The following is a 13,022-nucleotide window of genomic DNA, read 5'->3' as shown; positions in this document are numbered from 1 at the left end:
CTCAGCCCGCGTCCCGCTGGATGTTCCGCATCCGCCCGTAGGCGTACACGCAGCCCGCCAGCGCGAGGTCGGAGAGCAGCATGAAGCCGATCGAGTACGAGCCCTTGGCGCTGTAGATCGCGCCCATCACCAGCGGCGGCACGAACCCGCCGAGGCCGCCCATCGCTCCGACGATGCCGGTCACGCTGCCCACCTTCGGCTGCGGGGTCACCTGCGAGACCAGCGCGAAGACGCTGCCGCTCGCGGTGCCGAGCCCGGCGGCCATGGCGAGCAGCGCGATGGTGCCGACCGGGTTCAGCGCCGGGTCGAAGGCCTGGACGATGGCCATCAGCGCGGCCAGCAGCAGCGCCGCCGCGGTGACCAGCGCCGGGTGCAGGTGGTCCGACAGGTAGCCGCCGACCGGCCGGAAGACGACGGTCACCAGCGCGAAGCCGGCCGCCTTGGTGCCCGCGTCGGTCGGGGACATGTCGTACCAGGTCTTGAGGTAGGTCGGCAGGTAGACCCCGAACGCCACGATGCCGCCGAAGCCGATCGCGTACAGCGCCGACAGCTCCCAGGTCACCCGTAGCTTTCCCGCCCCGGTGAGCCGGTGGACCAGCGTGTCGGCGGGCACGGGGCGGTCGGGGCGGTCGGTGATCAGTACGGCGGCCAGCAGCGCGTACACCACGAGCGCGCCCGCGACCACCAGGAACGGCAGGTTGTCGCTGTGCTTGGCGATGCGCGGGGTGAAGTACCCGGAGAGCGCCACCCCGCCCATGCCCATGCCGAAGACGCCGAGCGCGAGCCCCCGGTCGGAGGGCGGGAACCACGAGTTGACCAGCGGGATGCCGATGGCGAACGTGGTGCCGCCCAGTCCCAGCAGGAAGCCCACCGCGAGCATCGCCCCGTACGAGTCCTTCGCCGGGATCAGCAGCAGGACGGGTACGACGGTCAGCGCCGACACCGCGGGGAACATCAGCCTCGCCCCGTACTTGTCGGTCAGCGCGCCCACCGGGATGCGGCCGAGCGAACCGACGATGACCGGCACGGCGACCAGGAAGGACTGCTGGAACGAGCTGAGCCCGAGCCGGTCCTTGAACTCGCCGGAGAGCGGCGAGACCAGGTTCCACGCCCAGAAGGTCAGCGCGAAGCCGATCGTGGCCACGACGAGATTGCGGTACGCGGCGGCGGAAGGCTTGGCCGCCGCCGGTGCGGCGGGCTGTTCGGGGGCTGCTGTCTCCACGGGGCCAGTCAAGACCGACCTTCGACCGGGAGCCCGTCGGACTGCTCCAACCGGGGGCACCCCGGCGGCGCACCGCCGAAGGGGCGGGCGACGCTCACCCGCGGTGCGCGGCCGTGCCCGCACGGTCGTCTCCGCAGTCGGTTTCGCCCGAATGCTGCGACAATCGCGGTATGGACCGGCTGGACAGAGAAATACTCGCCATCCTCCAGGAGGACGCCCGGATCTCGTACCGGGACCTGGGCGTACGCGTCGGGCTCAGCGCCAACGCGGCGGGCGACCGGGTACGCAGGATGCGCCGCGACGGCGTCATCCGAGGCTTCACGGTGATCGTGGACCCCGCCGCCGACACCCGCTCCGGACTCGTCGTCTTCATCGACGTCTCGCTGCGCCTGGACACCACCAACGAGGAGTTCGAACGCTCGGTGCTGATGCTGCCGGGCATCACCGAGGTGGTGCACCTCACCGGCGGCCACGACTACCTCGTACGCGCCACCGCCGCCGACCCCGGCGCCCTCGACACCCTGCTGCGTCGCCTCAAGCGGGACGCGGGCGTGGCCCACTCCACCACCCGGATCGCCCTGCGGGCGGCCCCCAGCCACTGACCGGGTCCGCGCGGACGGGCACTCAGATCGGCGCCTGCCAGGTGACCGGCGGCAGGCGCTCACCGTCCTCGCCCTGCCCGTCGTCCGCGACCAGCAGCCGCACCGCCCGCCGCCCGTCCGGCAGCCGGACCGTCGCGTCCACCTCGACCTCGATCGCCGAGACGCCCGCCCGGCGGTGGGCGGCGGCCAGCGCACCCCGCAGGGCCCCCAGCAGCTTCCCGGCAGCCGGCTCGCCCACCAGCGCGTCCACCGGCCCCGCGAAGTGCACCGACGGCTGGAAACCGAGCAGGGCCGACGCACCCGCCGTCTCCCGCAGCACCCGGCCCCGGAACGTCGTCGGGGCGTCGGCGGGCGGCTGCTGGAGGGCGAAGATCGTGGTCCGGACCTCCTGGATCGTGGAGTCGAGCTCGTCCACCGCACGCACCAGCAGACCGTCCGCCTCCACCGCGTCGTCCGGGTCCCCCGACCACCCCGGGGCCTTCGTCGCCGCGACGGCCCTGCGGCGGGCCGACTCCAGCGTCATCTCCGTCGCGAAGAGCCGCTGGACCACGAGATCGTGCAGGTCACGGGCGATCCTGTCGCGGTCCTCGTAGACCGCCAGCTGCTCCCGGTCGTGCTGGGCGTCGGCCAGCACCAGGGCCACTGCCGCCTGCGAGGCGAACTGGGTCGCCAGCTGCCGGTCCGCCGAGGTGTACGGCCGGCCGCCCCGCAGCCGGGGCAGCGCGAGGGTCCCGATCAGCCGGCCGTCGCTCTCCAGCGGCAGCATCATGCTGGGCCCGAACCGGTGGCGCACCGAGGTCGTCATCAGCGGGTCGGTCGCCGCGTCGTCCATGAACACCGGCTCCCCGCCCAGCAGATGGACGAGTACGGGGGAGCCGGGCGCGATCGAGGCGCCCAGGATGCCCTCCGGGTCCTCCAGGGTCGACACCGTGACGATCTCCATGCCGCCGTCCTCGCGGGACTGGAGGATCACCCCGGCTGCCGCCTCCGCGAGCACCCGGGCCCCCTCGGCGACGGTCTGGAGCGCCTCGGCCCGGCTCGTCCCGGTCAGCAGCGCGGTGGTGACGGCCGCCGCCCCCTGGAGCCAGCGTTCCCGCTGGAGGGCCGACTCGTAGAGCCGCGCGTTGCTGATCGCGATGCCCGCCTGGGCACCGAGGATCCGCAGCAGGGCGTCGTCGGCGTCGGTGAACGGCCGTCCGCCGCTCTTCTCCGTGAGATAGAGGTTGCCGAACACCTCGGTGTCGACCCGGACGGGCGTGCCGAGAAAAGTGTGCATGGCCGGGTGTCCGGGCGGTACGCCCACCGAGCGGGGGTCGCGGGTCACGTCGTCGGAGCGCAGCGGCCGGGGTTCGTGGATCAGCGCGCCCAGCACCCCCCTGCGGCCGTCCGGCAGTGCGCCGATGCGCCGGCGCTCCTCGTCGCCGAGGCCCGCCGTGTACAGCTCGGTGATCCGGCCGGACTCGGGGTCCAGCACCCCGAGGGCGCCGTAGCGGGCGTCGGTCAGCAGCGAGGCGGTGTCCACGATCTGCTGGAGCGTGGTGCCCAGCCCCAGATCGGTGCCGACGCTGAACACCGCCTCCAGCAGCTCCGGCAGCCGGGGGGCGTAGGCGTCGCCCTCGGAGGTGCCGGAACCGTCCGCCGCGCCGTGGGCGTCCTCGGGCCCGTCGGGTCCGCCGCCGTGCTCCCGCGCCATCCGCCTCGCCCCGGCCGTGCGGGGAGGTCAGCCGGCGAGCGGGTTGAGGGCCATCGGGGCGATCGTGCCGTCCAGCATCGCGCCGAGGCCGAGGATCGAGCAGGCCTCGGGCCGCTCGGCGATGGTCACCGGCATCCCGGTGGCGGTCCGCAGCAACTGGTCGAAGCCGGGCAGCAGGGCGCTGCCGCCGACCATCATGATGCCCCGGTCGGCGAGGTCGGCCACCAGATCGGGCGGGCAGTCCCGCAGGACCCTGCCGAGCCCGTCCACCACCGCGGTGAGCGGGGTGTGGATCGCCTGCCGCACGGCGGCCGTGTCCACCTGTACGGAACGGGCCAGTCCGGTCGCCACGTCGCGGCCGTGGATCTCGGTCACGTCGGGCCCCTGCGAGGTCAGCCCGTTGCCGCTGAGGGCCAGTTGGAGGGGGCGTACGGACTGGCTCGGCAGCATCAGCTCGTGGTGCTGGCGCAGGTGCTGGATCACCGCGTTGTCGATGGTGTTGCCGCCGATGGGGATGCGTACGGCGGTGACGATCGAGCCCAGCGAGAGCACCGCGATCTGGGTGGTGGCCGCCCCGCACACCATGATCATGGTCGCGGTCGGCTGCTCGACCGGGAGCCCGCAGCCGACGGCCGCCGCGATCAGGGTGTCCACCAGCTCCACCCGTCGGGCGCCGAGCCCGACCAGGGTCTCCACGGTGGCGCGCTGGGCCAGCGGGTCGCTGTCGTGCGGGGTGCAGGCGGCGGCCCGCAGGCGGGGCTTGCGGCGCAGCTGGCGGCGGAGCTTCTCGCCGATCAGGTGGCGCAGCATGCGCTGGGCCATCTCGATGTCCACCACGGTGCCGCCCGAGACGGGCCGGGCCACCCGGATGTAGCCGGGGGTGCGGCCGGTCATCTGCTCGGCGAGCGCGCCCACCGCGATGAGCGATCCGGTACGGGTGTTGACGGCCGCGACGCTCGGTTCGTCGACGACGAGCCCGAGCCCCTTCACGTACACGCGGGTGCTCGCGGCCCCCAGGTCGACGGCGATGTGGCAACGGCGCAACTGGTCAAGGCTGACGGTCACGGCAGGTTCTCCCGAGAGCTGGTGGGGTCCCGGCGGCAGCCGGCTCTCCTTCGCATCGTGGGCGGAGCGGGGGCCGGGCGCGCGCTGAGGTACGCCGGACGGGCCCGCGGGAACGGTCGGGCCCGGGGCGGCCGTGGGGCGGTGGACCGGAAGGGCTCAGGCTGTCCGCGGACCGGGCAGCAGCCGCTGGAAGAGGCCCCACGTGAACTCGGCGACGTGACCGGCGCCGGTCGCCGGGTCCGTGAAGGCCAGCGCCCAGCGGGTCGGCGCACTGCCCTCCATCGGGCGGACCGGCGCGAAGGCCCGCGCCACCTCGTCCACCGTGGAGGACCAGGGGGTGAGGTCGGCCGCGCTGCGGAGCTCGGGGCCGGGGGCGCCGGGAGCGCGGACCAGCCAGGCGTTCCAGACCGCTCCGCCGGGTGCGGCCATCACCTCGAAGCGCAGGTCGGGCCAGAGCGGCAGCGTCCACGTCAGCGCGTCGCACTCCAGGTCGCCGACGGTCCGCCGGACGGAATGTTCGGGTGCGCCGAGCACGGAGCGGTACCGCCGCAGGACGCCGCGCCCGCCCGGCCCGCGCACCATGGCCTGCCAGTGCCGGTTCGCCTCGCGCGCCTCGGCGAGGGTCGCGCCCAGCCGGTGCCGGGCCTCCTCGGCCAGGTCCGGCTGGTGGTCGGCCATCCGGCGGAGCAGGACGAGCTGGAACTGGAGCGGCCCGAAGGGAGCGGCGGCGGTCATGGAGCCCATCCTGCCCGCCCGCCGTCCCGGGGGCTCGGCCCGCTCGGTGCCGCTTCAGACGCCTCGGTCCCCGAGGTCCCCGTCCGGTCCGGCCCCGAGCATCCGGCGCAGCAGGTCCCGCAGCACCGCGCGCTCCGCGTCCGACAGTCCGGCCAGCGGCTCGCGGGCGAAGTCCAGCGTGTCGCGGAGCCGGAGCGCGGTCAGCCGTCCCCGCTCCGTCGGGGCGGCGAGCTTCACCCGCCGGTCGTGCGGGTCCGGGCGGCGTTCGACCAGGTCACGGGCCTCCAGCCGGTCCACGATGCCGGTCACGTTCGAGGGCTCGCACTTCAGCTTCTGGGCGATCCGGCGCATGGGCATCGGCTCGATGGACAGCAGACGCAGGACCCGGGCCTGGGCGCCGGTGAGCGAGAAGGAAGCGGCGGCCCGGTCGTACTCCTCGTAGTAGCGCGCCACGACAGTGCCGATCAGCTCGACGACTTCGAGGGTCAGAGGATCTGTGCGCGGGGTGGTCATGACACACAGGATACCCAGTTACTTGACAAGGTGAAATATTCAAGAGCATGGTTGTTTCATGTGGTGAAGCTTTTCCACGCCGTACGCCCCACCGGGTACGGACCCCACACCGACACCGAGGAGAACCCGAGCCCATGTCTGCAGCCCTTCCCACGTCCAACCGCGCATGGCACCTCGTCGCCCGCCCGAACGGCTGGCCGAAGCCCGAGGACTTCGCGCTGCGTGAGGCGCCGGTGGCCGCTCCGGCCGAGGGTCACGTCCTCGTCCGCAACCTCTGCTTCTCGGTCGACCCGTACATGCGCGGCCGGATGAACGACGTCAAGTCGTACGTCGCGCCCTTCGAGCTCGACCAGCCGATGGACGGCGGCGCGGTGGGCGAGGTCGTCGCCTCGAACGCCGAGGGCATCGCCGTCGGCGACCACGTCCTGCACGGCCTCGGCTGGCGCGAGTACGCCGATCTCCCCGCGAAGCGCGTGGCGAAGGTCGACCCCGACGTCGCCCCGCTCTCCGCCTACCTCGGCGTGCTCGGCATGCCCGGCCTCACCGCCTACGCCGGACTCTTCGAGGTCGCCTCCTTCAAGGAGGGCGACGCGGTCTTCGTCTCCGGCGCCGCCGGAGCCGTGGGCAGCCAGGTCGGCCAGATGGCCCGGATCAAGGGGGCCTCCCGCGTGATCGGTTCGGCCGGCTCCGACGAGAAGGTCAAGCTCCTCGTCGAGGAGTACGGCTTCGACGCGGCGTTCAACTACAAGAACGGCCCGGTCCGCGACCAGCTCCGCGAGGCGGCCCCGGACGGCATCGACGTCTACTTCGACAACGTCGGCGGCGAGCACCTGGAAGCGGCCATCTCGTCGTTCAACGTGCACGGCCGCGCCACCATCTGCGGCATGATCGCCCAGTACAACAGCACCGAGCCGACCCCGGCCCCGCGCAACCTCGCGCTCGTCATCGGCAAGCGGCTGCGCCTGCAGGGACTGCTCGTCGGCGACCACGCCGCGCTCCGGCCGAAGTTCGTCGAGGAGGCCGCCGGCTGGCTGGCCTCGGGCGAGCTGAAGTACCGCGAGACCACCGTCGAGGGCATCGAGAACGGCTTCGACGCCTTCGACGGCCTGATGCGCGGCGAGAACACCGGCAAGATGATCGTCTCCCTCGTCTGACCGTCTCCCCCGACGACCGCGACCGCACGGCTTCCGGCCGCCTTCCGGTCACCAGCAGCAGGAGGAACACCGCATGAGCATCCCGAACATATCCGTCGCCTACACCGCCGTCGCCACCGCCGAGAACGGCCGTGACGGACGGGTGTACTCCGACGACGGCAACCTCGACGTCGTCGTCAACCCGCCGAAGGCGATGGGCGGCAGCGGCAACGGCACCAACCCCGAGCAGCTCTTCGCCGCCGGTTACAGCGCCTGCTTCCAGAGTGCCCTCGGCGTCGTCGCCCGGCAGAGGAAGATCAGCATCGCCGGGTCCACCGTGACCGCGTCGGTCGGCATCGGCCAGGCGGACACCGGCGGCTTCGGCCTGGAGGTCGCGCTCACCGTCTCCCTCCCGGACGTCGACACGGAGACCGCGCGCGAACTCGTCGAGCAGGCCCACCAGGTCTGCCCGTACTCCAACGCCACGCGCGGCAACATCAAGGTCGACCTGATCGTCGCCTGATACCGCGGCCGGCCACGGCAAGCACCGCACCCGCACCCCCCGGACACCCCATGGCGTCGTCCGGGGGGTGCGCACGTACCCTGGCGCCATGAGTGATCTCGCGGCCGGATTCGGCTACTTGCTGAAGGGTCAGCGCTGGGTCGCCCGGCACGGCCGCTGGTTCGGCTTCGGGCTGCTGCCGGGGCTGATCACCCTCGTCCTGTACGCGGGCGCGCTCGTCGGACTCGCCTACGGCGCCGACGACTTCGTCGACTGGTCCACCCCGTTCGCCGACGACTGGTCCTCGCCCTGGCTCGGACTGCTGCGCAACACGCTGACCGTCCTGGTCTTCGCCTTCGGCCTGTTCCTGGCGGTCATCACCTTCACCGCCGTCACCCTCCTGGTCGGCCAGCCGTTCTACGAGTCGCTCTCCGAGGAGGTCGACCGCAGCGAAGGCGGCGAGGTCCCCGAGTCCGGGCTCCCGCTCTGGCGCGAACTCTGGATCTCCGCCCGCGACTCCGTCCGCATCCTGGTGCGGGTCTCCCTCTACGGCATCGCCCTCTTCGCCCTCGGGTTCATCCCGGTGGCCGGACAGACCGTCGTCCCCGCCCTCGGGTTCTGCGTCTCCGGCTACTTCCTCACCGAGGAGCTCACTTCCGTGGCCCTCCAGCGCCGGGGCCGCGACCTGCGTTCCCGCCTCGCCCTGCTGCGCGGCCGGCGGATGCTGGTCCTCGGCTTCGGCGTGCCGCTGACGCTCGCCTTCCTCGTCCCGGTCGTCGCCATATTCCTGATGCCGGGCGCGGTGGCCGGCGCGACCCTGCTCGTCCGCGACCTCGTCGGGGCGGAGGACGCCCCCGACGCCCCGCCCACGCCGGTCACCTCGCTGGTGAAGGCCGAGGACGACTGACCCGAGGAGGCCGGGGGCGCCGCCGGGCCCGGGGGCGCCGTCAGGGCGCGGGGGCCGCCTCAGCCCCCGACGTACGCCGCGAGGTGCTCGCCCGTGAGGGTGGAGCGGGCGGCCACCAGATCGGCCGGGGTGCCCTCGAAGACGACCTGCCCGCCGTCGTGACCGGCCCCCGGGCCGAGGTCGACGATCCAGTCGGCGTGCGCCATCACCGCCTGGTGGTGCTCGACCACGATCACCGACTTGCCGGAGTCCACCAGCCGGTCGAGCAGGCCGAGCAACTGCTCGACGTCGGCGAGGTGCAGACCGCTGGTCGGCTCGTCGAGCAGATAGATCCCGCCCTTCTCGCCCATGTGCGTGGCCAGCTTGAGGCGTTGGCGCTCACCGCCGGAGAGCGTGGTCAACGGCTGCCCCAGCGTGAGGTACCCGAGACCGACGTCCACCAGCCGGCCGAGAATCCGCTCCGCCGCCGGGGTCGCCGCCTCGCCCTCGGCGAAGAACTCCCGTGCCTCGGCGGCCGACATGGCCAGCACCTCGCTGATGTCCCGCCCGCCGAGCCGGTATTCGAGCACCGACGCCTGGTAGCGCCGGCCCTCGCACACCTCGCAGACCGAGGCGACCTCCGCCATCATCGCCAGATCGGTGTAGACGACCCCGATGCCGTTGCAACCGGGGCACGCGCCCTCGGAGTTGGCGCTGAAGAGCGCCGGCTTCACCCCGTTGGCCTTCGCGAACGCCTTGCGGACCGGGTCCAGCAGCCCCGTGTACGTCGCCGGATTGCTCCGCCGCGAACCCCGGATCGGGCTCTGGTCCACCGAGATCACGCCCTGTGCCCCCGCCTGGCGGGGCAGCGCCCCGTGCACCAGCGAGCTCTTGCCGGAACCGGCGACCCCGGTCACGACCGTCAGCACCCCGAGCGGGAGGTCCACGTCCACGTCCCGCAGGTTGTGCGTGGAGGCACCCCGGATCTCCAGGGCCCCGCTGGGCTCGCGCACCTCGGCCTTCAGCTTCGCCCGGTCGCCGAAGTGGCGGCCGGTGACCGTGTCGCTCTTGCGCAGCCCCTCCACCGTCCCCTCGAAGCAGACCGTGCCGCCCGCCGAACCGGCGCCCGGCCCCAGGTCCACCACATGGTCGGCGACGGAGATCGTCTCCGGCTTGTGCTCCACCACCAGCACCGTGTTGCCCTTGTCGCGCAGCCGCAGCAGCAGGCCGTTCATGCGCTGGATGTCGTGCGGGTGCAGCCCGACGGTCGGTTCGTCGAAGACGTACGTGACATCGGTCAGCGAGGAGCCGAGATGGCGGATCATCTTCACCCGCTGCGCCTCGCCGCCGGAGAGCGTGCCGGACGGGCGGTCGAGCGAGAGGTAGCCGAGGCCGATCTCCACGAACGAGTCGAGGGTCCGCCCCAGCGCGGTGAGCAGCGGTGCCACCGAGGGCTCGTCGAGACCGCCCACCCACGCGGCGAGATCGCTGATCTGCATCGCGCAGGCGTCGGCGATGGAGACCTTCGCGATCTTCGAGGACCGCGCCCCCTCGCTCAGCCGGGTGCCCTCGCACTCGGGGCAGGTGGCGAAGGTGACCGCGCGCTCCACGAACGCCCGCACGTGCGGCTGGAGCGCCTCCTTGTCCTTGGAGAGGAAGGACTTCTGGATCTTGGGGATCAGCCCCTCGTAGGTGAGGTTGACGCCTTCGACCTTCACCTTGGTGGGCTCCCGGTACAGGAAGTCCTGCATCTCCTTCTCGGTGAAGTCGCGGATCGGCTTGTCCGGGTCGAGGAGACCGGACTCGGCGTAGACCCGCACGGTCCAGAAGCTGTCGGACTTCCAGCCGGGGATGGTGAACGCGCCCTCGGACAGCGACTTGGAGTCGTCGTAGAGCTGAGTGAGGTCGATGTCGGAGACGGCGCCCCGGCCCTCGCAGCGCGGGCACATCCCGCCGGTCCGGTTGAAGGTGGCCTTCACGGCCTTCTTGTTGCCGCGTTCGACGGTGATCGCCCCGCTCGCCCGGACCGAGGGGACGTTGAACGCGTACGCGCTGGGCGGGCCGATGTGCGGCGTGCCGAGGCGGCTGAAGAGGATGCGGAGCATCGCGTGCGTGTCGGTGACCGTGCCCACCGTGGAGCGGGGGTCGCCGCCGAGGCGCTGCTGGTCGACGAGGATCGCGGTGGTCAGCCCTTCGAGCACGTCCACCTCGGGCCGTGCCTGCGTGGGCATGAAGCCCTGCACGAAGGCGCTGTACGTCTCGTTGATCAGCCGCTGCGACTCGGCGGCGACGGTGCCGAACACCAGGGAGCTCTTGCCCGAGCCGGACACGCCGGTGAACACGGTCAGCCGGCGCTTCGGGAGTTCGACGCTCACGTCCTTGAGGTTGTTCACCCGCGCGCCGTGCACCCGGATCAGATCGTGGCTGTCCGCGCCGCGCTCCTCGGCCGACCGGCGATCCGTGCTCTGGGCCCTGCTCATGCGTGTCTCCTCCTGCGGGTACGGCGGACTGCTGGTACGGCGGACTGCTGGTACGGCGGACTACGGGTACGGACGTGCGGCGGGTCGGTGGCTCACTTCTTGTTCTGGGTGAAGCGCAGCATGTTGCCGGACGGGTCGCGGAAGGCGCAGTCGCGGACGCCGTACGGCTGGTCGAGCGGCTCCTGGAGGACCTCGCCGCCCGCCTCGCGGATGCGCTCGAAGGTGGCGTCGACGTCGTCGGTCGAGAAGATGACCCCGCGCAGCAGCCCCTTCGCGAGCAGCTCCGCCACGGCCTGCCGGTCGGCGGCCGAGGCGCCCGGGTCCGCCAGCGGCGGCTCCAGCACGATGTTCACGTCGGGCTGCGCGGGGGAGCCGACGGTCACCCAGCGCATCCCCTCGAAGCCGACGTCGTTGCGGACTTCGAGCCCGAGCACGTCGCGGTAGAAGGGGAGCGCCTTGTCGTGGTCGTCGACGGCGATGAAGCACTGGGAAAGGTTGATGTCCATGCGTTTCACGCTACGGGCGGCGTCATCGTTTCGCTTCTCCATTCCTGACCGGTCGCGTGTGGATCTTCGCGACGCAGGCCGGGACGGCCGCGCCCGCCTCGTGGGAGCGGGCCCGGTAGGCGCTCGGACTCTCGCCGACCAGCTCGGTGAAGCGCGAGCTGAACGACCCCAGCGAGGTACAGCCGACCTCGAAGCAGACCTCCGTGACCGACAGGTCGCCCCGCCGCAGCAGCGCTTTCGCCCGCTCGATCCGGCGGGTCATGAGGTAGTTGTACGGGGTCTCCCCGTAGGCCGCCTTGAAGCTGCGGGAGAAGTGGCCCGCCGACATCAGGGCGGTACGGGCCAGCGCGGGGACGTCCAGCGGCTCGGCGTACTCGCGGTCCATCCGGTCGCGGGCCCGGCGCAGTCTGCGGAGGTCTTCCAACGACGTCATCCGGCCACCTTCGCACAGCGCCCACCTGACGCGCCGGGATCTTCGCGAGATCCGGGTGGCCGGAAAGGATCCCCGGGGGATGATCGCGGAGATCCGGGGTAGGAACGGGGCTCGGGACGGTCCACGCACGGAGGAGCCCCCCGGCGGACCTGACACCGCCGGGGGGCTCCTCCCTTGCCGCCCCGCGCTCCCGGTCTTCCCGGCCGGGGACCGTCGCACGGCCGGGACCGGGAGCGCGGCCGGGATCAGCGCACCGAGAAGTCGTACTCCGTCGTCGAGACGTACTGCTCGCCCGGCCGCAGCACCGTGCTCGGGAAGTCCGGCCGGTTCGGCGAGTCCGGGAAGTGCTGGGTCTCCAGAGCGATCCCGGCGGACGGCACGAACGGGCCGTCGCCGAGGTGGTCGGCGGTGTAGAGCTGGATGCCCGGCTCCGTCGTACGTACCGTCAGCGCCCGCCCGGAGCCCGCGTCGTACAGCTCGGCGGAGGTCTCGGCCAGCTCGCCCGGGGCGTCCAGCACGTAGTTGTGGTCGTACCCCGGGCCCACCGGCTTCGCCCGGCGGAAGTCGAACCGGGTGCCGTCCACGGGGGCGAGCTCGCCGGTCGGCAGCGAGGCGGCGTCCACCGGCGTGATCCGGCCGGCCGCGATCCGCAGCTCGTGCCCGAGCGCGCTCCCGGTGCCCGCGCCCGCCAGGTTCCAGTAGGTGTGGTTGGTGAGGTTCACGACGGTCGGCGCGTCGGTCGTCGCCCGGTAACCGATCCGCAGCGTCCCGCCGGGCTCCAGCGTGTACGTCACCGAGACCGCGAGCCGTCCGGGGAAGCCCTCCTCGCCGTCCTCGGCGACGAGGCTCAGCTCCACGCCGCCGTCCGCCTCGCGGGCGTCCCAGACCCGCTTGTCGAAGCCGCGCGCCCCGCCGTGCAGCTGGTTGGGGCCCTCGTTGGGGGCGAGGCGGTGGGTGCGGCCGTCGAGCGTGAAGGAGGCGCCGCCGATGCGGTTCGCGTACCGCCCGCAGACCGCGCCGAAGAAGGGCGAGGCGTACGTCGTGTACCCGGCGAGGTCCGGCAGCCCGAGGACGACCTCCCCGGCCGTCCCGTTCCGGTCCGGCACCTCGACGGACTGGACGATCGCCCCGTAGGTCAGCAGACGCACCCGGGTCCCGTCGCGCTCCAGGGTCCAGCGCTCCACGGACGTACCGTCCGGGAGGGTGCCGAAGGGGGCGCTGCTGATCGTCGTCACCGTGCTCATGATCGGAC

Annotated in this window: 13 protein-coding genes; 4 read left to right on the top strand and 9 right to left on the bottom strand. The window is 72.5% G+C overall.

Annotation, left to right across the window (positions count from 1 at the left end; all coding sequences use genetic code 11):
* Position 1: 1 nt before the first annotated feature.
* Positions 2 to 1,222 carry a nitrate/nitrite transporter gene (locus ACFWEE_RS11475; protein WP_386888380.1) on the bottom strand — a complete coding sequence of 407 codons (1,221 nt, stop codon included), beginning with the start codon at positions 1,220 to 1,222 and terminating at the stop codon, positions 2 to 4.
* A gap of 170 nt (positions 1,223 to 1,392) precedes the next feature.
* Here ACFWEE_RS11475 and ACFWEE_RS11470 point away from each other — a divergent pair, with 170 nt between their 5' ends.
* On the top strand, positions 1,393 to 1,824 hold the full coding sequence (locus ACFWEE_RS11470; RefSeq protein ID WP_386888379.1) for an Lrp/AsnC family transcriptional regulator: 432 nt from the start codon (positions 1,393 to 1,395) through the stop codon (positions 1,822 to 1,824).
* Positions 1,825 to 1,846: 22 nt separating this feature from the next.
* Here ACFWEE_RS11470 and ACFWEE_RS11465 read toward each other — a convergent pair whose 3' ends face one another.
* The 4 genes from ACFWEE_RS11465 to ACFWEE_RS11450 all read right to left on the bottom strand — a co-directional run bounded on the left by ACFWEE_RS11465 (position 1,847) and on the right by ACFWEE_RS11450 (position 5,830).
* Positions 1,847 to 3,517 (bottom strand): GAF domain-containing sensor histidine kinase, encoded by a 1,671-nt coding sequence (locus ACFWEE_RS11465; protein WP_386888378.1) that lies wholly within the window; start codon positions 3,515 to 3,517, stop codon positions 1,847 to 1,849.
* Positions 3,518 to 3,544: 27 nt separating this feature from the next.
* A complete protein-coding gene (locus ACFWEE_RS11460) occupies positions 3,545 to 4,582 on the bottom strand; it encodes a rod shape-determining protein (RefSeq protein WP_386888377.1) in 1,038 nt (345 codons plus the stop codon).
* Between the two features lie 156 nt (positions 4,583 to 4,738).
* Complete coding sequence (locus tag ACFWEE_RS11455; protein WP_386888376.1) at positions 4,739 to 5,317, bottom strand: hypothetical protein; 579 nt, start codon at positions 5,315 to 5,317, stop codon at positions 4,739 to 4,741.
* Positions 5,318 to 5,371: 54 nt separating this feature from the next.
* The gene (locus ACFWEE_RS11450) at positions 5,372 to 5,830 is read right to left on the bottom strand and encodes a MarR family winged helix-turn-helix transcriptional regulator (RefSeq protein ID WP_386888375.1); all 459 of its coding nucleotides are present in this window, start codon (positions 5,828 to 5,830) and stop codon (positions 5,372 to 5,374) included.
* Between the two features lie 134 nt (positions 5,831 to 5,964).
* Between ACFWEE_RS11450 and ACFWEE_RS11445 the strand changes: the two genes are divergently transcribed.
* The 3 genes from ACFWEE_RS11445 to ACFWEE_RS11435 all read left to right on the top strand — a co-directional run bounded on the left by ACFWEE_RS11445 (position 5,965) and on the right by ACFWEE_RS11435 (position 8,372).
* A complete protein-coding gene (locus ACFWEE_RS11445; RefSeq protein WP_386888374.1) occupies positions 5,965 to 6,984 on the top strand; it encodes an NADP-dependent oxidoreductase in 1,020 nt (339 codons plus the stop codon).
* Between the two features lie 73 nt (positions 6,985 to 7,057).
* A complete protein-coding gene (locus tag ACFWEE_RS11440; protein WP_386888373.1) occupies positions 7,058 to 7,486 on the top strand; it encodes an organic hydroperoxide resistance protein in 429 nt (142 codons plus the stop codon).
* A gap of 88 nt (positions 7,487 to 7,574) precedes the next feature.
* Positions 7,575 to 8,372: an EI24 domain-containing protein gene (locus ACFWEE_RS11435; protein ID WP_386888372.1), complete on the top strand. Its 798-nt coding sequence runs from the start codon at positions 7,575 to 7,577 to the stop codon at positions 8,370 to 8,372.
* A gap of 59 nt (positions 8,373 to 8,431) precedes the next feature.
* On the opposite strand, the gene ACFWEE_RS11430 is transcribed toward ACFWEE_RS11435, so the two are convergent.
* From ACFWEE_RS11430 to ACFWEE_RS11415, 4 genes are all read right to left on the bottom strand, one after another.
* Positions 8,432 to 10,831 carry an ATP-binding cassette domain-containing protein gene (locus ACFWEE_RS11430; RefSeq protein WP_386888371.1) on the bottom strand — a complete coding sequence of 800 codons (2,400 nt, stop codon included), beginning with the start codon at positions 10,829 to 10,831 and terminating at the stop codon, positions 8,432 to 8,434.
* A 92-nt stretch (positions 10,832 to 10,923) separates the two neighbouring features.
* Positions 10,924 to 11,337 (bottom strand): VOC family protein, encoded by a 414-nt coding sequence (locus tag ACFWEE_RS11425; RefSeq protein ID WP_327175605.1) that lies wholly within the window; start codon positions 11,335 to 11,337, stop codon positions 10,924 to 10,926.
* A gap of 22 nt (positions 11,338 to 11,359) precedes the next feature.
* A complete protein-coding gene (locus ACFWEE_RS11420; RefSeq protein WP_327175604.1) occupies positions 11,360 to 11,770 on the bottom strand; it encodes a helix-turn-helix transcriptional regulator in 411 nt (136 codons plus the stop codon).
* A gap of 245 nt (positions 11,771 to 12,015) precedes the next feature.
* Positions 12,016 to 13,014, bottom strand: coding sequence for an aldose epimerase family protein (locus ACFWEE_RS11415; RefSeq protein WP_386888370.1), 999 nt, complete (start codon positions 13,012 to 13,014; stop codon positions 12,016 to 12,018).
* Positions 13,015 to 13,022: the final 8 nt, after the last annotated feature.

Source organism: Streptomyces sp. NPDC060184 (assembly GCF_042728795.1).
Taxonomy (GTDB): domain Bacteria; phylum Actinomycetota; class Actinomycetes; order Streptomycetales; family Streptomycetaceae; genus Streptomyces.
This window is presented reverse-complemented; position numbering and strand designations above follow the sequence as displayed.

Excerpts from the sequence above, each read along its gene's own strand:
- ACFWEE_RS11470 (WP_386888379.1), top strand. The coding sequence starts at position 1,393 with ATGGACCGGCTGGACAGAGAAATACTCGCCATCCTCCAGGAGGACGCC.
- ACFWEE_RS11465 (WP_386888378.1), bottom strand. The coding sequence starts at position 3,517 with ATGGCGCGGGAGCACGGCGGCGGACCCGACGGGCCCGAGGACGCCCAC.
- ACFWEE_RS11455 (WP_386888376.1), bottom strand. The coding sequence starts at position 5,317 with ATGACCGCCGCCGCTCCCTTCGGGCCGCTCCAGTTCCAGCTCGTCCTG.
- ACFWEE_RS11450 (WP_386888375.1), bottom strand. The coding sequence starts at position 5,830 with ATGACCACCCCGCGCACAGATCCTCTGACCCTCGAAGTCGTCGAGCTG.
- ACFWEE_RS11445 (WP_386888374.1), top strand. The coding sequence starts at position 5,965 with ATGTCTGCAGCCCTTCCCACGTCCAACCGCGCATGGCACCTCGTCGCC.
- ACFWEE_RS11440 (WP_386888373.1), top strand. The coding sequence starts at position 7,058 with ATGAGCATCCCGAACATATCCGTCGCCTACACCGCCGTCGCCACCGCC.
- ACFWEE_RS11435 (WP_386888372.1), top strand. The coding sequence starts at position 7,575 with ATGAGTGATCTCGCGGCCGGATTCGGCTACTTGCTGAAGGGTCAGCGC.
- ACFWEE_RS11430 (WP_386888371.1), bottom strand. The coding sequence starts at position 10,831 with ATGAGCAGGGCCCAGAGCACGGATCGCCGGTCGGCCGAGGAGCGCGGC.
- ACFWEE_RS11425 (WP_327175605.1), bottom strand. The coding sequence starts at position 11,337 with ATGGACATCAACCTTTCCCAGTGCTTCATCGCCGTCGACGACCACGAC.
- ACFWEE_RS11420 (WP_327175604.1), bottom strand. The coding sequence starts at position 11,770 with ATGACGTCGTTGGAAGACCTCCGCAGACTGCGCCGGGCCCGCGACCGG.
- ACFWEE_RS11415 (WP_386888370.1), bottom strand. The coding sequence starts at position 13,014 with ATGAGCACGGTGACGACGATCAGCAGCGCCCCCTTCGGCACCCTCCCG.